We start from the raw sequence: 22290 nt of genomic DNA on the forward strand, positions 1-22290 counted from the left end.
GTCGTTCCGGGGCGAGAGCAGCGCAAGCTGCGAGCGAACCCGGCACCCCGAGATGGGACGATGAACATCTCTGGGTTCCGGGCCTGCACCAGCCGGCTTCGCCGTCTACCGCATCCCGGAACGACAGCGATTCAGTCCCGCCCCGTCGCTACCGGCTTCCACACCAGCAGCCGGCGCTCGGCCAAAGTCACCGCCAGATCGATCAGGATGACGAAGACCGACAGCACGATCATCCCGGCGAACACGCCAGCGACGTCGAAGGTCCCCTCGGCCTGCTGGATCAGGTAGCCCAGCCCTGCCGCGGAGCCGAGATATTCGCCGACCACCGCGCCGACCACCGCAAATCCCACTGCAGTGTGCAGCGAAGAAAACATCCACGACAGCGCCGATGGCCAATAGACGTGGCGCAGCTGCTGCCGCTCACCCATGCCGAGCATTTTCGCATTGTCGACCAGCGCCCGGCTGGTCTCCTTGACGCCCTGATAGACGTTGAAGAACACGATGAAGAACACCAGCGTGACGGCGAGTGCCACCTTGCTCCAGATACCCAGCCCGAACCACAGCGCGAAGATCGGCGCCAGGATCACCCGCGGCATCGAGTTCATCGCCTTGATGTAGGGATCGAAGACGGCACTCGCCGTCGGCGCCAGCGCCAACCACAGGCCCACGGCGAGTCCCAGCACGGTGCCGATGGCGAAGGCCAGCACCGTCTCGATCAGCGTCACGCCGAGGTGCCGGTAGATGTCCGCCCGCCCCGGCAAGCCCTCCGGAAAGAAGCGGTTGGCCGCCACGTCGACGGGCACGAACCACGACCAGATGCGGCCTGCGACGCCGACCGGATCGCCGAAGAAGAACGCGCCCTGGTCGGTTCGTGAGACGAGCTCCCAGGCCAGCAGCAGCAGCACCAGCACACCGAACTGCCAGGCGCGCAGGCCACGCCGGCTGAGGCCCCGGGCGCTCACTGGACTACCCTCCGCACTACGCGCTGCGGGACTATTCGCCTTGGGGCGGCCCGGCGGCTCATGCCGCCTTGCCCAGTTGCTGCGCGTAGCCCTTGAGGACTTCGTCGCGCAGCACCGCCCAGATGCGGGCATGCAGTTCGACGAAGCGCGGGTCGCTGCGCACTTCGGCGACGTCGCGCGGCCGCGGCAGGTCGATGGCGAACTCGCCGATCGGATGCGTGCCCGGCCCGGCGGACAGCACCACGACACGGTCGCTCATCGCGATGGCTTCGTCGAGATCATGCGTGATGAAGAGCACGGCCTTCTTCTTCGCGGCCCACAGATCCAGCACCTCGTTTTCCATCAGCTGCCGGGTCTGGACGTCCAGCGCGCTGAAGGGTTCGTCCATGAGGATGATGTCGGGATCGAGCGCCAGCACCTGCGCCAGTGCCGTGCGCTTGCGCATGCCGCCCGAGAGCTGGTGCGGGTAGCGGTCGCCGAAACCGGAGAGGCCCACGCGCGTGAGCCACGCCTGGGCCTGTTCGCGCGCCTGCGCCTCGGGCACGCCGCGGTACTGGAGGCCCACCATCACGTTGGCCAGCGCGCTGCGCCAGGGCATCAGCGCCTCGGTCTGGAACATGTAGCCCGCGCGCCGGTTGATGCCGCGCAGTGGCTCGCCGAACACCCGCACTTCGCCGGACGAGGGCTCGAGCAGGCCGGCACCGACGTTCAGCAGCGTCGACTTGCCGCAGCCCGTGGGCCCGACCACGGAGACGAATTCGCCGGCACCGACGGCCAGGCTGGTGTGGGCCACCGCCGTATAGCGCGCCTGCGCGTCGTCGCGCTCGCGGAAGGTGACGGCGATGTCGTCGAATTCGAGCGCTGATGACACGGTGCGTGTCATCAGGCCTTGTACTTCTCCTTGGCGCGCCGCGCGAAGTCGTTGGTGAACGTCTTCGCCAGGTCGATGCGCTCGGGTTTGATGGCGGGCTCGAAGCTGGCCAGCGCCTTCAGCGCCGTGCGCGCGCCCTCCTCCGGCATGATCCCGTCGAGCGCGATCGCCTCGCGCACCTTGTTGAACGAGGCGAGGTACAGCGCGCGGTCCCCGAGCAGATAACTTTCGGGCACCGTCTTGATGATGTCGCTGGGCCCCGCCGTCTGCAGCCACTTCAGGCCGCGCACGACCGCATTGGCCAGGCCCTGGCAGGTGTTGGGATTGTTCTTGAGGAACTCCGCGTGCGTGTAGAAGCAGGCCGCCGGCATGGGCCCGCCGAAGACCTCGTGGGTGCCCTTGAGCGTGCGGGTGTCGCTGATGATGCGCACCTCGCCCTTTTGCTCCAGCATGGTCATCACCGGGTCGATGTTGCAGATGGCATCGATCTGCCCCGAGCGCATCGCGCTGATCGCACCCGCCGACGTGCCCACGCCGACATAGCTGACGTCGCTGGGCTTCAGGCCGGCACGCGAGAGCAGCAGGTTGGCCACCATGTTGGTGGACGAGCCCGGCGCGGTGACGCCAATTTTCTTGCCCTTGAGATCGGCGAAACCCTTGTAGTGCGCGAGCGTCTTGGTCGACACGCCCATCGCTATCTGCGGTGCGCGCCCCATCAGCACGAAGGACTGGATGAACAGGTTCTTCGCCTGCATGTTGATGGTGTGCTCGTAGGCACCATTCACCACGTCGGCGGAGCCGCCCACCAGCGCCTGCAGCGCCTTGGCGCCGCCCGCGAAGTCGGAGATCTCGACGTCGAGACCTTCGGCCTTGAAGTAACCCAGTTGCTCGGAGATCGTGAGCGGCAGGTAGTAGAACGAGGCCTTGCCACCGACGGCGATGGCCAGCTTGGTCTTCTCGAGCTTGCCTTGTGCGTGCAGCGTGGGGGCGGCGATGGCCGCGGCAGCCAGCACGGTGAAACTGCGCCGGTTCAGGGATGGTGCGCTCATGGGAGCCTCTCTTCGCGTCTTCTTCTGGGGACGCGCGCAGCTTAGAAGCCATGCTGCACAGCCGCATCGGGGCGTACCCGTGCGGGTTTTCACGTAACGCGTTCAGGAGCTCGCGCAGGCCCGTTTCTCTGCCGCACAGACTGCCATCTCAGTGCCAGCCGCTCAGGAAGATGCCGATGTTGACCAGGAAGGCGAGCGCCCAGAAAGCCGAACGCGCCGTCGCCAGGTCCGCCACGTACATCGCGATGTAGATGATGCGCAGCGTGACGAACAGCACCGCCAGGATGTCGAGGCGCGTCTGCGGGGCGCCGAGCTGGTGGGCGATGATCACCGCGCCGATGAAGAAGGGCAGCGCCTCGAAGCTGTTGGTCTGCGCCGCGTTGGCGCGCGCGCTGAAGCCCTCCTGCCGCGCCAGCCAGCCGCGCGGGTCCGCGTTGTCGTAACCGCCTTCACCGCCCCGCTTGCGAAAGCCGTGCGCCTTGGCGATGTACGAGCAGATGTATGGCAGCAGCACCGCGATCAGCACGCACCAGTACGCCACGGTGAAGCGGAAGTAGATCGTCGTGGTTGTCATCTTGTTCTCCGATCCACCAGCGCGTGCGCGATGGTGCCCAGGTCCACGTATTCGAGTTCGCTGCCCGCCGGCACGCCGCGCGCGAGCCGAGTGACCTTCAGGCCTCTTTGCTTCAGGGCTTCGGCGATCACGTGCGCCGTGGCTTCGCCTTCGGCGGTGAAGTTGGTGGCGAGGATCACCTCCTGCACCTCGCCGTTGGTGGCCCGCTCGAACAGCTTGCCCAGCCCGATCTCCTTGGGGCCGATGCCGTCGAGGGGGCTGAGCTTGCCCATGAGGACGAAGTACAGGCCGTCGAAGGCCTGCGTGCGTTCGAGCGCGGCCTGGTCGGCCGGCGTCTCCACCACGCACAGCTTGCTGCGATCGCGCTGCGGGCTGCGGCAGGTGGCACAGACCTCGTCCTCGGTGAAGGTGTGGCACTCGCTGCAGTGGCGCACGTGGCTGGCCGCCTGCTCCAGCGCGCGCGCCAGCACGTGTGCGCCCTCGCGATCGTGCTGCAGCAGGTGGAAGGCCATGCGCGAGGCGGACTTCATGCCCACGCCGGGCAGGCGCCGCAGCGCCTCGACGAGACCCTGGAGGGAAGGCTCGGCCAAATCTTAGAACGGCAGCTTCATGCCGGCCGGCAGGCCGGCAGTGAGCTTGCCCATCTTCTCCTGCGTGGTCTCTTCGGCCTTGCGCACGGCGGCGTTGAAGGCGGCGGCCACGAGGTCTTCGAGCATGTCCTTGTCTTCGCCCAGCAGGCTGGGGTCGATAGTGACGCGCTTGACGTCGTGCTTGCATGTCATCACGACCTTCACGAGGCCGGCGCCCGACTCGCCGTTGACCTCGATGAGGGCCAGCTCGTCCTGCGCCTTCTTCATGTTGTCCTGCATTGCCTGCGCCTGCTTCATCAGGCCGGCCAGCTGTCCCTTGTTGAACATGGTTTCGCTCTCTAGTGTTTGGCTGTGGGTTTGATGCTGCCAGGGACGATTCTCGCCCCAAACTCGCGCTGCATCCGCTGCACGAAGGGATCGTTGTGGATGATCTCTTCGGCCGCCTGCTGGCGCTCGTGGGCGGCGACGGCCAGGCGGCGCGCCGGGCTGTCGCTGATGGGGCCGACCTCCACCGAGAGATCGACCGGGTGGCCGGCGGCCTGCAGCGCCGTCTTCAGGCGCTCGCGGCTCACCGGCTGGTTGAGTGATTCGCGCTCCACGCGCAGCATCCAGTGGCCCTCGTCGCGCGCGACCAGTTGCGCCTGCAGCGCGAGTTCGCGCACGAGCGCCGTGACCGCCTCGCGCTCGACGAGCTGCTGCACGGTCTGCTGCCAGAAGTCGCCATCGGGCGTGGGGACCACGCTGGGCACGCCGGTTGCCGTCTCGCGCAGCGGCTCGGGTTGCACGCGCACGGGGACGCCCATGACGTCGCCGGCGGGGCGCTCGGGGGCGGCGGTGCGCGGCGGCGTTTGGCGCGGTTCGATGACGGGCAGGACGTGGCCGGGAGGGGCGGCGGGGCGTTGGGGTGCAGCGGGGATGGTGGAGTCGCTGCGCGATTCCACCCTGCGTTCGGGGGCAGATTGCCCGGTGACGGGCGCGGTGGGGTCGCTGCGCGATCCCACCCTACTCTCGGGAACGGGTTGTCGCGTAGGGTGGGATGGCGCAGCCACCCCACCGGGATCATTCAGAGTTTTTTTTTCCCCTGAAGGCTTGAACGCCAGCAGCCGCAGCAGCACCATCGTCAGCCCCGCGTATTCGTCGGGGGCGAGGCCCAGCTCCGCGCGGCCATGCAGGCAGATGCTGTAAAGCAGCTGCGTCTCGTCCGCCGGCATCATGGCGGCCAGGCGGGCGATCGCCGCCGCTTCCTCGTCGCTGCCAGCGTCCGCCTGCGGCACGGCCTGCAGCACCGCCATGCGCTGCAGCACCATGCTCATTTCCTCGAGCGCGGCGCCGGCGGACAGGCCATGCAGGCGCAGCGCCTCGGAGGTGTCGATCACCGTCTTGCCGTCGCCCTGCGCCAGCGCCTGGATCAGGCGGAACACGTGGCTGCGGTCGACGCTTCCGAGCATCGTCCGCACCGCCGCTTCCTGCAGCTGGCCACCGCCAAAGGCAATGGCCTGGTCGGTCAGCGACAGCGCGTCGCGCATCGAGCCGCGGGCGGCGCGCGAGAGCAGTCGCAGGGCCTGCGCATCGGCGGGCACGGCCTCGGCCTCGAGCACGGATGCAAGGTGTTCCTGCACCGTCTCCGGCGCCATCGGCCGCAGGTTGAACTGCAGGCAGCGTGACAGCACCGTGACCGGCACCTTCTGCGGATCGGTCGTGGCCAGCACGAACTTCAGGTACTCGGGCGGCTCTTCCAGCGTCTTCAACATCGCGTTGAACGCATGCCCCGTGAGCATGTGCACCTCGTCGATCATGAAGACCTTGAAGCGCCCTTGCACCGGCTTGTAGACGGCCTGTTCCAGCAGCGACTGCACTTCGTCGACGCCGCGGTTGGAGGCCGCATCGAGCTCGGTGTAATCGACGAAGCGGCCGGAATCGATGTCGGTACACGCCTGGCACACGCCGCAGGGCGCGGCGGTGATGCCGCCCTGCCCGTCCGGCCCCTGGCAGTTGAGCGACTTGGCGAGGATGCGCGAGACGGTGGTCTTGCCGACGCCGCGGGTGCCCGTGAAGAGGTAAGCATGGTGCAGCCTTTGCTGCTGCAAGGCGTTCGTCAGTGCCTGCACCACGTGCTCCTGGCCCACCATCTGGGTGAAGGTCCGGGGCCGGTATTTCCGGGCGAGCACGAGATACGACATGCAGCGATTCTAAAGGTCGCCTCCCCCCGAACTCGGCCTTGCATCGCGGCTACAATGACCCCTGACGGGCCTCCCCGCATGGTGAAGCGGCCAACCGGGTCAGGTGGGGAACCAAGCAGCCCTAACTGTGGAGCCAGTGCCGGGGGTAAGGCTCGTCAACTTCTTCTTGCAGGTCCCTTGCGGATCAACCAGTGGCTACGGCACTGTGACGGGTTCGGGAGATTTGTAGCACCTGGGGTGCCACGTACACAACGTGGAGCCTCCGCATGTCGCGCCTGTCCGGCCCTTTCTCCCGAGACGCGCTACTACCTACGCGCAGTCCAGACTGCTGACGCCCTGCAAAGCCGACATACCGCAACGGGTGCGCGGTGCTGTCCGTGGGAGGTGCGGCAAGTGCGAGACGATCAGCAAAGGCACGATCCTGCGCGCCGAGCATCCTCTACGTACGTGGCGCTTATGAGTCATGCGGAAGGAACGACTACGTGCGAATCTGCGCCATGTCCGAAATAGTGACAAGCATGGTTTCGGACGTGGTCACCGGCTGGGGTCCTTATCCGGTCGGTTTCGTACCGGGTACATCCGTCCACCCCTCATCGATGAAAGGAAAGCAGCACACAAGCCGCTACCATCAGGCAACGGTAAGTTCGGCTCCAGCCGTGCTTGCTGCCAAAGCTACTACAAGGGGTAGAGGTATGCAGCGCAATGAGGCTGAAATCCGAGATGCTTTAAGCTCCCGGCTAGAGTTGCTTGAGCCGGGACTTCAACTCGTTGAGATAGAGAAGTACCTCCCGAACCCGCAGGGAACCCGTGGATTCATTGACCTATTTGCGCGGGATGCAGCCGGTAGGTTCGTCCTGATCGAGCTAAAGAGAAGCGACGCGGCAAGCCGCGAGGCACTTCATGAAGTGATGAAGTACCTGGAGGCGGTGAAGGCCGCGCTAAGCGCCCGGGACTCGGAGATCCGCATTCTCGTTGTCTCGACAGAATGGCGCGAGTTGCTCGTTCCCTTCTCATCATTTGTGAGGCGAGTCACTTGTCAGGTCGAGGGCTTCAGGCTCACGGTAGACGAAAACAACATCCCAGTGTCTGCCGAGAAGGTCGCGCCCGTAGACCTCGTCGCCGACCGCCTCTTTGCCCCATGGCACGAGGTGAATCTCTACGAAGACCGTCCGGCGCTTGACGGCGGCGTTGCGGGATACGAGGCAAGTTGCGCCGCGAAGGGGATCGACAACTACGTCCTCATTGTCATGGAAGCGCAGGCGGGCTTCCATGAAGCAAGCGCTGCCAGTATCAAAGCGGCGCTTGACGCCATTTGCGGGGACGAAGAACGAAGTGCGCTGGGGATGCGCAACTCTACGGAGATTGTGGAGTGGCTTCCGGAGCACAGGTTCCTCTTGTATTTTGCAACTCTGCAAATGAGCGAAGAGGATTGTTGGGCCGGCATTCGTGCGGGCGCGGAATCTGAAGACTTAGCCGAGTTCGAGTCTTACGTTGAGGAGATGACCGGAGAGGAACGGCTATGCACACTGCACGAGAAGCTGTACGAGGTAGAACCGTCACCTCCACGAGACTACTATGAGATCGGTTACCCCGCGAAATTCGGCACCAAGTTGCTCGACACTGAAGGGTGGCAGATCTTAGAGGTGCGGCGTTACGGCACCCTTCGCTCGAATTCGCTTCTGGCCGACGACGCGATCGTCAGCGATCTTCGGGGCACCGACGGGAATAGCGCTCAGAAGTTCTCCCGAGACTTCATGCTGTCGTCGAAGGCTGAAGTTGCAGAGGTTCGCGCGGGGATCCAACGCTGTTTACGTGACAACGCGCCTTGGCGACTACAACTCCTTCGCATGATTGACGAGCTGTCGGCGAACCGACCAGAGTTGCATGCGAGGTTGCGGGTGTTCAATCCAAGCAACTTCTGCCTGACACTCTATTTGGTTGCAAGCCGTCCAGACGGAGAGAGTTACGTCCCTGACTACACGCTCGCATTGTTTGAGCCGGGAAGTGAGGAACCCGACGAAATCATTTTCGGCGCGATGCAGCCGAACGACGCCTCGCCATCGTTTACGAAGCTCCTACATGACTACTATGAAGGGGATGGGTTCAGGTTCCTCTTAAATCTAAATTGGGGAGGCTACGAATCACGGGATCCGGAGATTGCCAGAAGCTTAGGCATGAGCTACAAGACGTTCAAACTCGTCACTGCTAATGGGCAGCAGCAATACGTCGAACTGGACGAATTGGGCTGGCAGCCCCGCGGCCAGGTCGTCGATGGATTTGCGCAGTACTTCGAGAGATTCCCGGACCTCTGCCATGATGTTTGCGAGTACTACGCCACTCATTGGAATGGCGTCATGACTATGCACGATCGAGACGAGGAGGGGAATTTTCGGACGTAGCAAGTTAAAGCTACAACCGGCAGCGCCTCTTCTTACATTGGTCGCGGCCCACGACGGCGTGAGACAGCAACCAATCACGCTCTAGGGCGCAGCTAGTGAATTGCACTGCGGGACTCGTCATCCCAGCGCTGCTCTTTCAGCCGCTCCCAAGCTTTGCGCAAGTGAGGCGCCTTCAAGAGTTCACTCTTTCTCCCGCTCCAGCGATGTACCGCCGCAATAGCGGCATCGCACGAATACCTTGCCTCAGGATCGTGGCACATCACCCAATGCATTGTGCTGAGTAGCTCCATGCCATAGGCGTCCTCGTAGCCGTCAATGAGCTTCGCAACCCGCTCCATCTGCTCCTGAACGTCAGGCCGCTTAGCGAGAAAGTCGTCTGACTCCTCGATCGCATCATTGATCAACAACAGGGGCTTCTTTGGCTGGTCTTCGCCGTCCCCGAACCCTTGCAGGTAGTGCTGCTCCATCCGGATTAGGACCTGTCGGAGGTTGGTCGCATAAGGCCCGTAGTGATGGGCCTTGTAGCTAAGCTTTAGGTTGAGTCCAGCCTCTTGCATGAAGTACATCAGCTTCTGCACTTCAAGGAGGCTCACAAAAGGATCGAGCAGTCCACGACGGTACTGGTTCATGAGAGCGATAAGCGTCGCCTGCGCCAAGGTCATCTTGGGCTTTGCCGTTGCATTCGGCATGTCTGCCGCCGCAGGCGCGTCGCCGGGGGCGTAAAGCAGCACCTTGACCTGTGGCAATGCTTCAAAAGCCTTCAAGATGCGCGGCTTTACCTCAGCCCAGTCTAAGCCCCCGTTTCCACAACCTAACGGAGGCACCGCGATCGAGCGAATTTGCAGCCGTTGGATGGTCTGTACGAGTGACTTCAGTCCTTCTTCGATGTCGGCAATCCTGCTCTTGGATCTCCAGTGACCCTTGGTAGGGAAGTTGATGATCCACCGGGGTCCATCACCGATGGCTCCCAAGTCATAAACGTGCATCTCTCCCAACATGATCCGGCCGGATTTGCAGGCGTCGAGATAATTCTGGTACATGGCGGGATAGCTGTTGCGAAACTGCAGCGCTATCCCTTTGCCCATCACGCCCTCGGTGTTGACGGTGTTCACCAATGCGTCAGCCGGAGCTAAAAGCAGGTTTCCCGATGTAGGTTCGATCATCCGTAGTACCAGTGGCGATTGACAGAGATTGGGGGACGGTGAGCTTGTGTGACAAGCATTTGAGTCACAGCTGCTTGAATCTCGGCGTTATGGCAGCCGATATGCGATATCGCCGTCCACGGAAAGAAGTCTGCGACCAAGAACTCGGCGGCCTTCTGGTGAGTACGCCCACCCCATGAATTTGCCTCGATAGCGGACCAATCGAGATGCTCTAAGGCAGAAGGATCAGGGCTAAAAGTCGCGTGAGCGGCACCCGCGTTTCCATCTGAGATGGCCCACGCACGTCCGAGCGAAATGCCGGTCGCTACAGTACTAACCAAGTGCACGACGGTCGTTTGGCACCCTTTGGGTAAGCCGGTGTTGCCCATGTTGATCGTGTACAGCATCACAGACCTAGGGCAATAGTAGAAGGGGACAAACTCTCCCACAAACCGATTTCCGCAACAGTCCACGCGGAGTTGAGTCATTCTTCGCTGCTTGATATGTCCGTAGCCGATCTGCTGCGCCGGCCCACCGACTGCTGTCAAGGCAACGTCCGAGTACAAACCTCCGGACTGCAAAATTCGAGGCAAGTTCGCCACGTCCGTGATGTGATAGATCGCAGTATTAGCGGGCGTTCTTGGCATTTAAGTCGGCATGAGTAATGCACAACCGCGACTTGCGCGTCTGTCTCTGCTGCTCTGGCACCCCTGCAAAAAACGCAAGGGCCTAGGCACGCTTGGGACGTGAGAGTCGGAACGGCACCACCGTACCACTCCCGCCACTCCCGCCACTCCCGTTCCCGGCACTAGGCTCAGTCGGCTGTCGAAGGGTCGCCATCTGTACGACGTTGTCCTTCCCCTCGAAGTAGCCATCCGGCAGACCAGCCAACATCTGCACATCCAAAGCCGAAAGACCAATCTGACGCGGAATAGATTCGAGCGTCAGCACACCCGACTCGATCAGGAGATCGAGAGTGCGCCTTAGAAGACGTGGCTGCTCTGGAGGACGATCGCCATCAAAGGGTTCGGATTTCGCTCCCCAACGAGCAGAGCGCCGCTTGAAGAGCACTTGCGCCCCTTCCTCGGAAAGGATCGATAGTGCCCGAAGCCGCATCACGATTGCGCCTACTGAAACACCCCAGCGACGCTTCAGCAGAAGCAGATCGTCCAAGGTGACGGGCATGCGGATTTCAGATGCGAACGTCTCTGCCGGGAGAAGTAGCGCTCCGGAGAAGTAGTGAGCCTGCTTCTCTAGCAACTTGTGTCGGTCCCGGTCAGATGGGTCCGTGATGTGCTTGTGAAGAATGAGGTGGCCCAATTCGTGAGCCAGATCAAACCTGCTTCTATAGCCGTTGTCTTTGTCGGCAGACAGAAGGATGAATGGGCGACTCATCGCCCCGCTCCAGGCGGACAGGCCTTCGATTTGGGCGATACCGGTCTCTTCCCTCAGCAGGATTACGCCTGCCCCTTCAACAGCGAGGGCGAGGTCAGGAACTGCCGTACGGCCAAGACCCCACATGTCTCTACATTCACACGCAGCGCGTTCGATCTCCTCCGCCGTGATTTCTTCTGGGTTCCGATGCTCCCGAAAGGGCAGAAGCACGTCAGGATAGTCGACGTACTCCTCTAACGCGGCCGCAAGCTCCTGGCCCCAAAGGAGCCTCTGTTCGAGCATCGCGCGTGCTGCGACATGAGCAGACGCATTACTTCTAAAAAGCGGGGGCGATACGGCGGGCGGTGGGGGCTTCCTGGTAAACCACTCGGGGGTAACGTTCACCACCGTTGCCAATCGCTCAAGGGCGTCTGCTTCCGGGGCCTGCTGGCCCGATCGCCACTTGCTGATCGTTGCCGGCGACACGCCAACGAGTGACGCAAGCTGCACCTGACTAAGACGACGGGCAGCAAGTGCCTGACTCAAACGAGCCGCCTCGAAGCCCTGAATACCATTCCTAGCCATGACCGGTGCCGTCCTGCTCGTTCTTCTTGATAACGTTGGTCTTCAGACGCGGCACAGCGCGATCTTCAGCAGCTGCACCCGGCACTTGATGCTCGTAATGCTCAAGGAACGCCGACAGCGGTTCACGATAGAGCCAGCCGGTCATCTGCGGATTCGGCACCGCGATCTGGACGGAAACTGGCCCTTCCGGCTGGACGTGAATGGAACCAGAAAAGCAGGCAACGAAGAATGCGACTGCATCCGAAGCGGGCGAGTAGGTGTGAAACAGGCCCGGCTGAACCAGAGGCTCGATCGCCCTGTTCGCCAGCGACATTTGGCGTCGCGTCTTGCTGCGCCTTCCGTTGACCCAGAATCCTTCCGGAATGTTGAAACGCGCCAGCGTCACAACACCGGTTCGCCCGGTCACCACACTGTTACCTCGAAGCGGCGTAGGTTGCGCCTCCGCGACCGCCAGCGCTTGATGGAACGCCTCATTCATGTGGAAGTGCCGAAGCTGCCCCACGACGTGCGGCAAATGTCCATCCTGCATGCCTTTCGCCCCGGCATACGCCCGTGCAGCACCTGCGGTCAGGGCCTCCTCCACAGCGAGGACTAGCGGACGCGGCACATTACGCGCCAGTAGCGACGGAACAGTCTCGATCGGTTTAGCCACGGCAGCCTCTGAGTTTCGTGTTGGCGGATTTTATGCCTGAAATGTTTCGTTCAGCACTAGGTGTTCAAAAATAGTTTCGTTTTGGCGACACTTCGGTTGCGCGAGGTGTTGGCTGGCTAAGATTGCGCGTGGCAGAAAGTGTCTGTCCACATTTTGTCCAACCAAGATGGACAAAGCGGCATCAGAGGCACCACCTCTAGCCTTATGAATCAGCGACTTAGTGTCGCCCTGCTCACGATCTACGACATGTGCAAGGCCCTGGAGCTCGCGGCGACACGCCCCCTGTCGCCTATTTGCCATCCCCTCCCCCGGCCGATTCCCATTCCCCTCCCCCTCCCGTAGAGTCGCCCCCACAATCAAAACGAGAGGGTAGTCGGTGAGTCAATCGAGGAGAGATCCAAGCTTGCGCCAGCCCGGGGACGCGGAGCGCGCGGTGGAGGTCGTCGAGAAGGACACCGACACGGCGTGGGCCCTGTTCGAAGCCCTGCGCCTGCAGCAGCAACACGGCGTCGAGACGACGCGGCCGGGACACCTGGAACCGGCGCCCCCGGCCAACGAGCCGTCCGCCGGCGTGAGCCTGGATGACGCCTTGCTCGAAGTGCGCCGCAACAACCGCGTATGCCCCCTGCCCGCCATCTGGAAGCAGGTCTGGGACTATCTTCCGAACAAGAGCAGCACCTTGTCGCCGGTGCCCATGACCGCGGCCGAATGGGCGCAGCTGCCGGCGCTGCAGCTGCGCAGTCGCCTGCGCGAGCACCTGGTATGGGCCGACGCGCAAGGCGTGCTGCCGCAGGTACTCGGGGCGCTGCGCAAGGTGCCGGAAAAACGCTGGCACCACATCGGGGCCTGACATGTAGGTGCTGTCTGGCGTCGGGCGGGGCAGCAACCATCCATGCGGTTTCCTGCCCAGCGCACGCGAAGGCGCCACAGCCCCAATCTGGCGCGTGTCCGCCGCCGCCGCTGCCTCTGCCATCCTCCTTCTTACAAGCTACTAACGCAACTTCCCACAAACTTCCCCTTATTGCCGCGCCTAGACTGGATCGCATCACTGGGAGGTGAGTCATGGAGAAGGTCGCAGTCACCGGCCACAGCGCCGGGAGTCGTTGCCAGAAACCGCTCGCGCCTTGCGCCGCATTCGCGCTGGTGGCCCTGGGCATCGGGTGCGGGTCGGTGCAGGCGCAACAACAGAAGACCGCGGATGCGGTGGTGGCCAATGCGCGCGCCGAGCAGTCGGTGCGCGTGCAGGTGCAGACCAGCGCGCTGCCCCGCCTGGAGGCGCAAGACTCGGGCTTCCAGGCACCCCGCATCGACCTGTCGCTGTTCCCCACGGCCAGCTCCAATCTCGGCGCCGTCGTCGGGGTCAGCGGCTTCAGCAACCGGTCGCCGCTGCTGGGCCTGCCGCCGCCGCGCACCAGCGTCGACTTCGGCCTGCGCTGGAGCCAGCGCGTGCAGAGCAGCCAGATCGACATCACCGCCTGGCGCCGCATGAGCTCCGACGAAGACGCATACACGCTGGCCCAGTCGCGCGAGCCGGTTTACGGCGCCCGCGTCGAATTGAACCTCTCTCCCAGCAAGGGCCCCCTCAGCCTCGACGGCGGCTTCATCGGCATGCAGCTGGAAAGCGGCGCCCGCATCTCGGTCAAGCGCAAGGACGGCGGGCCGATGCTTTACTACCGCACCAGCTTCTGACCACGCTTCAGGCCACCGGCACCACGGTGCCCTGCGCGGTGAGGAAAGCAGTGCGCACCACCGCGCCCGGATTCGCGGCGCTCACCGCCTCGCGGTAGCGCCGCATCTGGTCCAGCAGTTGCGGCTGCCGCTGCGGCTGTGCTGCCGACTTGAAATCCAGCACCCACCACTCGCCGCTGTCGCGCCGGCGCACCAGCCGGTCCAGCCGCAGCAGTTCGCCGGCGAAGTGCAGTTCCACCTCGTTGCCGTGCCAGTCCACCTGCGCGCCATCCCAGGCCCAAGCGCCCTCACCCGCACGGATGCGCGTCGCCATCGCCAGCGCCTGCTGCGCCGCCGCGGCATCCAGGGCAAAGCGGCGCTGCGCATCGCGCAGCTGCGCGGGCGTCGGCTCGCCGCGCGCGGGCCAGGTCTCCAGCAGCCGGTGCATCGCCTCACCGAGGCGTGAGGCGCTGCTGTCCTGCGGCGCCGCGGGGCGCAGCCATTCCAGCACGCTGGCCTCGGCGGGCGCCGGGACCACGCGCAGCGCGAACACGGCCTGGCGGCCGCGATCGTCGCCAGCGGCAACGGCCTCGGGCGCCGCGATCTGCGTCGCGCAAGGCAGCAGGCGCTGCCACCAGGTCGGCGCCGCCGGCGCGGTGAGGGGCACCACCGAGGAGATCACCAGTTGCCGCTCGGCCCGCGTCATGGCCACGTACAGCGCGTTCAGTTCCTCGCGGCCGCGCGCCGCCTGCTCCAGCGCCAGGGCATCGACGCTGCAGGCGGGCGGCCGGCTTTCGCTGGCCAGGAAGGCAAAGCGCCACGGCGCCGGCGCTTCCCCCGGCCACTCGCACAGCGCGCCCATGGTCTCGGGGCGCGAGGGCGCGCTGTCGGTATCGAGCATCACCACGATGGATGCTTCCAGGCCCTTGGCGCCGTGCACCGTCAGCAGGCGCACCACATCTTGCGCGGCCACCGCCGGCCCGCGGATGCCGCCGGCCTTGAGCGCGCGCACCAGCGCATAGGGCGTGAGATAGCGGCCGCCACCGACCTGCAGGGCCGCCCCCAGCAGCGCCTGCAGGTTGGCCAGCACCGAGGCACGCAGCGGCGCCGGCGCGCCACGCGCGAATTTCGCCAGCAGGTCGCCCTGGTCGTAGATCGCCTGCAGGGCATCGTGGGGCGGCAGCACCTGCACCCAGCGCTGCCACTGGCGCAAGGTCGCGGCGATCTGCGGCAGCGGCGCGGGCAGCTCCTGCTCCTGCTGCAGCAGGTCGAACCAGCTGCGCCCGGCGTTCTCCCTGGCCCGCAGCGCCAGTGCGACCAGCGCGTCGTCGCTGCATCCGAACAGGGGCGATTTCAGCGCGCGCGCCAGCGAGAGGTCGTGGCCCGGCGAGACCAGCACGTCGAGCAGCGCGGCGACGTCCTGCACCTCGGGCGCTTCGCACAGGTCGGTCTTCTCCGGCTGCTGCGCGGCGATGTGCAGCGTGCGCAGTTCGTCCTCCAGCACCGAGAGGCGCTCGCGCCGGCGGGCCAGCACCATCACGTCGGCGGGCCTTATGCCGTGCTGCAACTGACGCGCGATCCAGGCGGCGGCCTGACGGCATTCGAGCGTGACCAGGCGCTCCTCGGGCAGCTCGCGCGGCACCGTCAGGCTGTCGCGCCAGGCGGGGCCCTGGTCGACCGGCGTCTCCTTGGGCGGGCGCGGGATCGGCGGCAAGGCCAGCACCGATCCGGCATGGTGTGACTGCGTGGTGTGCGCGCGAAAGCCCGAATAGAGGGCCTCGCGCTCGGCGCCCTGCATCACCGCGTTCACGGCGGCCAGCACCTCCGGCGCGTTGCGATGCGTGTGGTCGCAACTGAGGCGGTCGCCGCCCAGGTCGCGGGCGATGAAATCCTGCGCGGCCAGGAAGACCTGCGGCTCCGCGCGACGGAAGCGGTAGATGCTTTGCTTGGGATCGCCGACGATGAAGATCGCCGGGCCGTCGCCGCCCGCGCCGGCATAGCTGGAGAGCCAGGCATGCAGCGCCTGCCACTGCAGCGCGTTGGTGTCCTGGAATTCGTCGATCAGCAGGTGGCGCACGCGCTGGTCCAGCCGCTCCTGCACGAAGCCGGCCAGCACCGGATCCGACAGCAGCACGTGCGCGGTCCGCTCGACGTCGCTCATGTCCACCCAGCCCTGCTCGCGCTTGAGCGCGGCATAGGCCTGCAACAGCAGGCGGGCCAGGCGCGCGATGCGGCCGTGATGCAGCCAGGCCTCGTGCTGCGCGCAGGCCGCGCAGAGCTGCTGCAGTTCTTCCTCCGCCTCCTGCGCCGCCGCGAACTTGGCAAGATTGGTCTTGAGCCGGTCCTCCCTGGCCACGAACAGCGCCTCGCGCAGCAGGCGCTGGCGCTGCGCCAGGTCCTCGCCCTCGAAGGCCAGCACGATGGCGTCGGCGGCGGCCTGCGGCGTCTTCGCCTTCTCGGCGCCAAGGGCGCGAGCGCGCTCCAGCCAGCGCCGGCGCGCGCCTTCGCTGGCCAGGCTTTCCTCGGGACGCGCGAGCCCGGCAAACTGCGCAAAGCGATCGGCAAACGGCCGCACCGAATCGTCCACGACGCCGTGTGCGTCGGCCATCGCGAATTCCACGCGCTTGGACAGTGCCGACTCCAGCGCTTTCAGCGTGTTGAAGCGACCATGCGCCGCCACCGAGCATTCGTAGTCGGCACGGGCTGCGGAGTCGCGCTCCACCTCCGCATGAAAGCTACGCCAGACGCGGGCCACCGCCTCCTTGTCGTCCTCCAGCAGCTCGAAGCGCGTGGGCAGCCCGAGCGACTGCAGCACCGCCACCGGCGCTTCGCGCAGCAGCGAGGCAAACCAGCTGTGGAAGGTGCGGATCTGCACCGGCCGCCCCGATTGCAGCAGCGATGCATAGAGGGCACGCAGCGATTCGCGCAGGTCGGCATCGGCGTGCGGCACGCCGCGGGCGCGCAGGGCCTCGGCGAGTTCGGCATCGGACGCGCCGCTCCACTGCGCCAGCCACTCCTGCAGGCGTTGCCGCATCTCGCCGGCCGCCTTGCGGGTGAAGGTGATCGCCAGGATCTCGTGCGGCTGCGCGCCGGCCAGCAGCGCGCGCACGATGCGCGACACCAGCATCCAGGTCTTGCCGGCGCCGGCGCAGGCCTCGACCGCCACGTGGCGGCGCGGGTCGCAGGCGATCGCATAGAACTGCTCGCGCCTGACCGTGCGGCCGTTGTGCTCATAGGCCGGTCCGGCCGGCAGCGTGCTCATGTCACTCACTCCAGCCATCCCTGCGGCACAGGCCGCGCGCGGCGCAGAAGTCGCACACGCGCCCTTCACCGAGCGCCGGCAGCGGCGCTCCCTCGTCGATGCGGCGCAGCTCGGAGGTGATGGCCTCCTGCAGCATGTGGGCACCCAGCGCCAGCTGTTCGTGCGGCACGGCCTTCACCTCGCCGCGCTCGCTGATGTTCAGGTAGGCCGCCTGCAGGTCGGCCTGCGGCAGCAGCGCCGCATAGAAGGCGAGCTGCGTGTCCTCCAGCGGCGTCTTCATGCGGTCGCGCGTGGCCTGCAGGCTCTCGGTCTTGTAGTCCATCACCAGCGTGCCGCCACCGGCGGTGCGGTCGATGCGGTCGATGCGTCCCTGCAGCGTCACGGCGCCGAGCTGCGCCTTGTGTTCGCTTTCCGCCGATTCGAATACCGCGCCCGCGGCCTCGTGCTGCGCCAGCCACGCGAGATAGCCCTCGCGCACCGCCGGCCAGCCCGCGGCAAAAGGCAGGAACTCGCCCTCGCCCAGGCGCTGGCTGGCTATGCCGGCGCGCGCATGCCGATCCAGCATGGCCGCGCGCTCCTCGTGGCCAAGCGCGCCGCGCTGCTGCAATTCCTCGTGGAAGGACTTGAGCACGCCGTGCAGCCAGGTGCCGAAATCGCGCTTGTCCACCTCGCCCTCGATCTCGTCGGCTTCCTTCAGGCCCAGCATGCGCAGGGCGAAGAAGCGATAGGGGCAGCGGCGCAAGTCCTCGTAGCTCGTGGCCGAGAGCTGCCTGGGCGCGAGCTGCGCCGCCTGCACCATGGGCGGTGCCACCGGCACGGCCTGCTCCTCGCGCAGGGCGCGGGGGTCGTCCGCGGGAGCGCCGACGCCTTGCACCACGAGCTGCTGCACCAGCGGACTGGCCAGCGTGCGCTCGCCGGTGTCGTCGCTCGCGCGCCAGAGGATGTCGACGCTGGGCGCCTGCAATGCGTGCTGCCAGGCCGCGCGCTGCACGGCTTCGAGGTCCTCGCGCAAGGGCAGCCCCAGCAGCCGGCGCTGCGCCTGCGACCACCCCGCCGCCGGCTCGGGCGACGCAGGGAGGGTGCGCTCGTCGCACCCGGGAAGCACCAGCGCGGCGAAGGGATGCCCGAGCAACTGGCTCAGGGGCAGCACCACGACCTGCTCGTCGCCCGCATGCGGCGGCACGAAGCTCACGCCCTCCAGCACCTCGTTGACCCAGGCGGTGAACTCGCGCAGGGGCAGGCGGCGCTGCGCCAGGGACCAGCCGCTCCAGTCGGTCGCTGCGCCGTCCTCGAGGCGCAAAGCCTCGATGATCTTCAGGCCGGCGGCATCGGCGCGCAACAAGTCCCATTGACCGGTCTGCTGCAGCAGCGCGCGCGTGGCGTCCAGCCATTGCGTGAGCGTGCGGGTGGACTGCAGCAGCTCGCGCCACCCGGCCACGCGCTGCACAGCGCCCAGTGCGGATTCGGAGCCGCCCCAGTCGCCCTCGCGCAGCATGCGCCATTCGCGCTGGCCGGTGCGGCGCACGCGCCGCTCCACGCCCTGCACGGTGCCGCCCGCCAGAGCAGGCACGTTTTTCAGCCAATCGAGCACGGCATCCGCCGTTGCATCCCAGGCGCAGGCGCGCAATGCGCCCATCACATGCGCGGAGGCACGCGTGGTGGAAAGTTTCCAGCCGGTTTCGTCGTGCACGCGCACGCCTCGCGTGAACAGCAGGGCGCCGATGCGGCGCGTGAGCACGCGATCGGTCGCGGCCAGGGCGACCGGCACTTCGCCGGAGTGCAGGCGCTGCAGCACGCAGGCCGCGGCACGCTCGGCTTCTTCGGTGGCGTCGGCCGCGGCATGCAGCGCGATGGTCCCCACTGGCGCTGGCGCGGGCAGCGGCCAGGCAAGCGCGCGCTCGCCCAGTTGCTCCACCAGCGCGCGCGGCACCGGCTCGGCCTGGAAACCCTGGAGCACGAGCAGCAGGTCGACCTCGCGCGTCAAGCGGCCATCGAGCAGTGCGTCGGTCGCATAACTGGAGGCGGCCGCCCATTCGAAGGCAATGCGCGCGATCGCCGCTTCGGTGGCCAGCGCCGGCGCCTCCATGCCCTGGGGTAGTTGCGGGCGCAAGCTTTCGGCCCACGCCGCGCGATCGGCGGGCGGCACGGCGCGCGCCGCCTCGGCGGCCTGCCAGGCGGCCTCGACCAGCAGGCCGGCCAGCGCATCGGCCTGCGCGCGCAAGCCGCCCTGCTCCAGCCAGCCGCGCGCGGCCAGCAGGTCGCGGCCGATCTCGAAGGAGAGATCCAGTTCGCCCGGCTCCCAGGCGCACTGGCGCGCCCAGTTCATCGTGGTCTCGAAGCGCGGCGCGAAACCGGTGGGCGCAAGCGCGGCCCAGAATTGCCGCGCCACGGGCATCAGCTGGGCGTACGGCAGCAGCACGACGGTACGCGCGGCATGGGCGCCGCGGGCCGTGATGGCGGCCGCCAGTCGTTGCATGAGTTCGCGCCAGTGGCGCGCGGATGGATGGGGAACTGCTATCGCATCCATAGCAAAGGCCCTCAGCTCCGCGCCCGGCGAGGGGACTTGGTTTCTGTCACAATGCCCTGACTGTAGCCGTAGCGGGCGTGAGTCCCGCACATCGAGAGGAAACCATGGCCAGCGACCTGATCAAGCACATCTCCGACGCCAGCTTCGAGTCCGACGTCCTGCAGGCCGACAAGCCGGTCCTGGTGGACTACTGGGCGGAGTGGTGCGGTCCCTGCAAGATGATCGCGCCCATCCTGGACGAGGTCTCGCAGTCGTACAAGGACAAGCTGCAGATCGCCAAGATGAACGTCGACGAGAACCGCGACATCCCGGCCAAGTTCGGCATCCGCGGCATTCCGACGCTCATGCTGTTCAAGGGCGGCCAGCTGGCCGCGACAAAGGTGGGCGCCATGAGCAAGGCGCAACTGACCGCCTTCATCGACCAGCAGCTCGCGTAAGGGATTCGCCTGACACGCGACGGGGCCGGCCGGCCCCGTTTTCTTTTTTTTTGCGGCATAATCCGCACCATCACTGGTCTGCCTACCCAAGCAGGCCAATCGAAACCGGTTCGCAGGGCAGCTCTCGCCCCGCAACGAACCTCCCCAGACCTTCAAGAACATCTGCCCCGAAGGGGTCATTCCATGCACCTGAACGAACTCAAGGCGCTGCACGTCTCCGAAGTCCTCAAGCAGGCCGAAGAGCTCGAGATCGAGAACACCGGCCGGATGCGCAAGCAGGAGCTGATGTTCGCCATCATCAAGAAGCGCGCGCGCGCCGGCGAACAGGTCTTCGCCGATGGCGTGCTGGAGATCCTGCCGGACGGCTTCGGCTTCCTGCGCAGCCCCGACACCAGCTACACGGCAAGCACCGACGACATCTACATCTCGCCTTCGCAGGTGCGCCGGTTCAACCTGCACACCGGCGACATGATCGAGGGCGAGGTGCGCACGCCGAAGGACGGCGAGCGCTACTTCGCGCTGACCAAGCTTGACAAGGTCAACGACGGGCTGCCCGAAGACAACAAGCACAAGGTGATGTTCGAGAACCTGACGCCGCTGTTCCCCCGCGAACAGATGCGCCTCGAACGCGACAACCTCAAGGGCGAGGAGAACGTCACCGGCCGCGTCATCGACATCATCGCGCCCATCGGCAAGGGCCAGCGCGCGCTGATCGTCGCGCCGCCCAAGAGCGGCAAGACGGTGATGATGCAGCACATGGCGCACGCCATTGCAGCCAACCACCCGGACGTGCACATGATGGTGCTGCTGGTGGACGAGCGCCCGGAAGAAGTGACGGACATGCAGCGCTCGGTCAAGGCCGAAGTGATCGCGTCCACCTTCGACGAACCGGCCGCGCGCCACGTGCACGTCGCCGAGATGGTGATCGAGCGCGCCAAGCGCCTGGTCGAACTGAAGAAGGACGTGGTGATCCTGCTCGACTCGATCACGCGCCTCGCCCGTGCCTACAACAACGTCGTGCCCTCTTCCGGCAAGGTGCTGACCGGCGGCGTCGACTCCAACGCGCTGCAGCGGCCCAAGCGCTTCCTGGGCGCGGCGCGCAATGTCGAAGAAGGCGGCTCGCTGACCATCATCGCCACCGCGCTGATCGACACCGGCTCGCGCATGGACGAAGTGATCTTCGAGGAGTTCAAGGGCACCGGCAACTGCGAACTCCACCTCGATCGCCGGCTGTACGAAAAGCGCGTATTCCCCTCGATCCAGCTCAATCGCTCGGGCACCCGCCGCGAAGAACTGCTGCTGGCCCCCGAGATCCTGCAGAAGACCCGCATCCTGCGCCAGTTCATGTACAACATGGACGAGATCGAAGCGATGGAAATGGTCCTGAAGTCGATGAAGGCCACGAAGACGAACGTGGAGTTCTTCGACATGATGCGGCGGGGGGGCTGAGCTTTAAAAGCCAATATCCGGACGCAGAAGGCGCAGAAGTAGCGCAGAAGTCGCAGAAAACTCGAATCCTTTTTTGATGGATTCTTCTGCGGCTTCTGCGTGACTTTCGCGCCTTCTGCGTCCGGTTGCTGGTCTTTCAACGGCCTTCCACCACCACGCTATAATTGAAGGCTTCACGGAAAGTACGCCAGATGTCCTGGCGCGGCTGCCGCAACGACTAGAGGACATCCCATGAAAGACGGCATTCACCCCGGCTACCGCGACGTGTGTTTCCAGGACCTGTCGAACGGTTTCAAGTTCGTCACGCGTTCCTGCGTTTCGGCGCGCGACAAGATCACCATGGAAGACGGCCGTGAACTGCCGCTCTTCAAGCTGGACACTTCCAGCGAATCGCACCCGTTCTACACGGGCACCCAGAAGTCCGTGAACGACATGGGCGGCCGGGTCGACAAGTTCTTCAAGAAGTTCGGCAAGCCCGCCGCCAAGTAAGAAGAACGGCTCACCCCGTCGAAAGGCAGCTCCGGCTGCCTTTTTCATTGGCGCGGCGCCCCACGGCGCTGTGACAAACT

At 65.5% G+C, this 22290-nt stretch carries 19 protein-coding genes, 1 other RNA gene and 1 pseudogene; 7 read left to right on the forward strand and 14 right to left on the reverse strand.

Annotated elements, in window-relative coordinates:
• Positions 1–131 precede the first annotated feature (131 nt).
• The 7 genes from JWP60_RS11500 to dnaX all read right to left on the reverse strand — a co-directional run bounded on the left by JWP60_RS11500 (position 132) and on the right by dnaX (position 6226).
• Complete coding sequence (locus JWP60_RS11500) at positions 132–962, reverse strand: ABC transporter permease (protein WP_299790857.1); 831 nt, start codon at positions 960–962, stop codon at positions 132–134.
• Between the two features lie 58 nt (positions 963–1020).
• Positions 1021–1845: an ABC transporter ATP-binding protein gene (locus JWP60_RS11505; RefSeq protein WP_299790859.1), complete on the reverse strand. Its 825-nt coding sequence runs from the start codon at positions 1843–1845 to the stop codon at positions 1021–1023.
• Positions 1845–2882 (reverse strand): ABC transporter substrate-binding protein, encoded by a 1038-nt coding sequence (locus tag JWP60_RS11510; RefSeq protein WP_299790861.1) that lies wholly within the window; start codon positions 2880–2882, stop codon positions 1845–1847. Before JWP60_RS11510 ends, JWP60_RS11505 begins: the two co-directional genes overlap by 1 nt.
• Before the next feature lie 148 nt (positions 2883–3030).
• Positions 3031–3456 (reverse strand): MAPEG family protein, encoded by a 426-nt coding sequence (locus JWP60_RS11515; protein ID WP_299790864.1) that lies wholly within the window; start codon positions 3454–3456, stop codon positions 3031–3033.
• Positions 3453–4046 (reverse strand): recombination mediator RecR, encoded by a 594-nt coding sequence (gene recR, locus JWP60_RS11520; protein ID WP_299790867.1) that lies wholly within the window; start codon positions 4044–4046, stop codon positions 3453–3455. Before recR ends, JWP60_RS11515 begins: the two co-directional genes overlap by 4 nt.
• Before the next feature lie 3 nt (positions 4047–4049).
• Positions 4050–4373 (reverse strand): YbaB/EbfC family nucleoid-associated protein, encoded by a 324-nt coding sequence (locus JWP60_RS11525; RefSeq protein WP_299790870.1) that lies wholly within the window; start codon positions 4371–4373, stop codon positions 4050–4052.
• A gap of 11 nt (positions 4374–4384) precedes the next feature.
• The gene (dnaX, locus tag JWP60_RS11530) at positions 4385–6226 is read right to left on the reverse strand and encodes a DNA polymerase III subunit gamma/tau (RefSeq protein ID WP_299790873.1); all 1842 of its coding nucleotides are present in this window, start codon (positions 6224–6226) and stop codon (positions 4385–4387) included.
• Between the two features lie 63 nt (positions 6227–6289).
• On the opposite strand from dnaX, the gene ffs reads away from it, so the two are divergent.
• Positions 6290–6386: signal recognition particle sRNA small type (gene ffs, locus JWP60_RS11535), an RNA gene on the forward strand.
• Positions 6387–6723: 337 nt separating this feature from the next.
• Positions 6724–8625, forward strand: a complete 1902-nt coding sequence (locus JWP60_RS11540) for an endonuclease NucS domain-containing protein (protein WP_299790875.1) — start codon at positions 6724–6726, stop codon at positions 8623–8625.
• Between the two features lie 92 nt (positions 8626–8717).
• Here the strand turns inward: JWP60_RS11540 and JWP60_RS11545 are convergent, their stop codons facing one another.
• The 5 genes and pseudogenes from JWP60_RS11545 to JWP60_RS11560 all read right to left on the reverse strand — a co-directional run bounded on the left by JWP60_RS11545 (position 8718) and on the right by JWP60_RS11560 (position 12378).
• A complete protein-coding gene (locus JWP60_RS11545; RefSeq protein WP_299790878.1) occupies positions 8718–9737 on the reverse strand; it encodes a macro domain-containing protein in 1020 nt (339 codons plus the stop codon).
• 47 nt (positions 9738–9784) lie between these two features.
• Positions 9785–10414: a DUF4433 domain-containing protein gene (locus JWP60_RS26760; RefSeq protein WP_363320841.1), complete on the reverse strand. Its 630-nt coding sequence runs from the start codon at positions 10412–10414 to the stop codon at positions 9785–9787.
• 82 nt (positions 10415–10496) lie between these two features.
• Entirely contained in the window at positions 10497–11444 is a 948-nt protein-coding gene (locus tag JWP60_RS11550) for an ImmA/IrrE family metallo-endopeptidase (protein WP_299791206.1), read from the reverse strand.
• A 90-nt stretch (positions 11445–11534) separates the two neighbouring features.
• A pseudogene (locus JWP60_RS11555) lies at positions 11535–11726 on the reverse strand (helix-turn-helix transcriptional regulator); the annotation flags it as partial.
• Positions 11719–12378 carry an alpha/beta hydrolase gene (locus JWP60_RS11560; protein ID WP_299790881.1) on the reverse strand — a complete coding sequence of 220 codons (660 nt, stop codon included), beginning with the start codon at positions 12376–12378 and terminating at the stop codon, positions 11719–11721. The pseudogene JWP60_RS11555 and the gene JWP60_RS11560, both read right to left, overlap by 8 nt.
• Before the next feature lie 403 nt (positions 12379–12781).
• On the opposite strand from JWP60_RS11560, the gene JWP60_RS11565 reads away from it, so the two are divergent.
• Together JWP60_RS11565 and JWP60_RS11570 are read left to right on the forward strand one after the other, a co-directional pair.
• Complete coding sequence (locus JWP60_RS11565; RefSeq protein WP_299790884.1) at positions 12782–13228, forward strand: hypothetical protein; 447 nt, start codon at positions 12782–12784, stop codon at positions 13226–13228.
• A gap of 212 nt (positions 13229–13440) precedes the next feature.
• The gene (locus JWP60_RS11570; RefSeq protein ID WP_299790887.1) at positions 13441–14067 is read left to right on the forward strand and encodes a hypothetical protein; all 627 of its coding nucleotides are present in this window, start codon (positions 13441–13443) and stop codon (positions 14065–14067) included.
• 7 nt (positions 14068–14074) lie between these two features.
• On the opposite strand, the gene JWP60_RS11575 is transcribed toward JWP60_RS11570, so the two are convergent.
• Positions 14075–17308 (reverse strand): UvrD-helicase domain-containing protein, encoded by a 3234-nt coding sequence (locus tag JWP60_RS11575; protein ID WP_299790890.1) that lies wholly within the window; start codon positions 17306–17308, stop codon positions 14075–14077.
• Between the two features lies 1 nt (position 17309).
• On the reverse strand, positions 17310–19784 hold the full coding sequence (locus JWP60_RS11580; RefSeq protein ID WP_299790893.1) for a PD-(D/E)XK nuclease family protein: 2475 nt from the start codon (positions 19782–19784) through the stop codon (positions 17310–17312).
• 155 nt (positions 19785–19939) lie between these two features.
• On the opposite strand from JWP60_RS11580, the gene trxA reads away from it, so the two are divergent.
• From trxA to JWP60_RS11595, 3 genes are all read left to right on the forward strand, one after another.
• Entirely contained in the window at positions 19940–20272 is a 333-nt protein-coding gene (gene trxA / locus JWP60_RS11585) for a thioredoxin TrxA (RefSeq protein WP_299790898.1), read from the forward strand.
• Positions 20273–20455: 183 nt separating this feature from the next.
• Positions 20456–21721, forward strand: a complete 1266-nt coding sequence (rho, locus tag JWP60_RS11590; protein ID WP_299790901.1) for a transcription termination factor Rho — start codon at positions 20456–20458, stop codon at positions 21719–21721.
• 231 nt (positions 21722–21952) lie between these two features.
• A complete protein-coding gene (locus JWP60_RS11595; RefSeq protein WP_299790904.1) occupies positions 21953–22210 on the forward strand; it encodes a type B 50S ribosomal protein L31 in 258 nt (85 codons plus the stop codon).
• Positions 22211–22290: the final 80 nt, after the last annotated feature.

This window comes from Ramlibacter sp., from assembly GCF_028291745.1.
In the GTDB taxonomy this organism is placed as follows: Bacteria; Pseudomonadota; Gammaproteobacteria; order Burkholderiales; family Burkholderiaceae_C; genus Ramlibacter.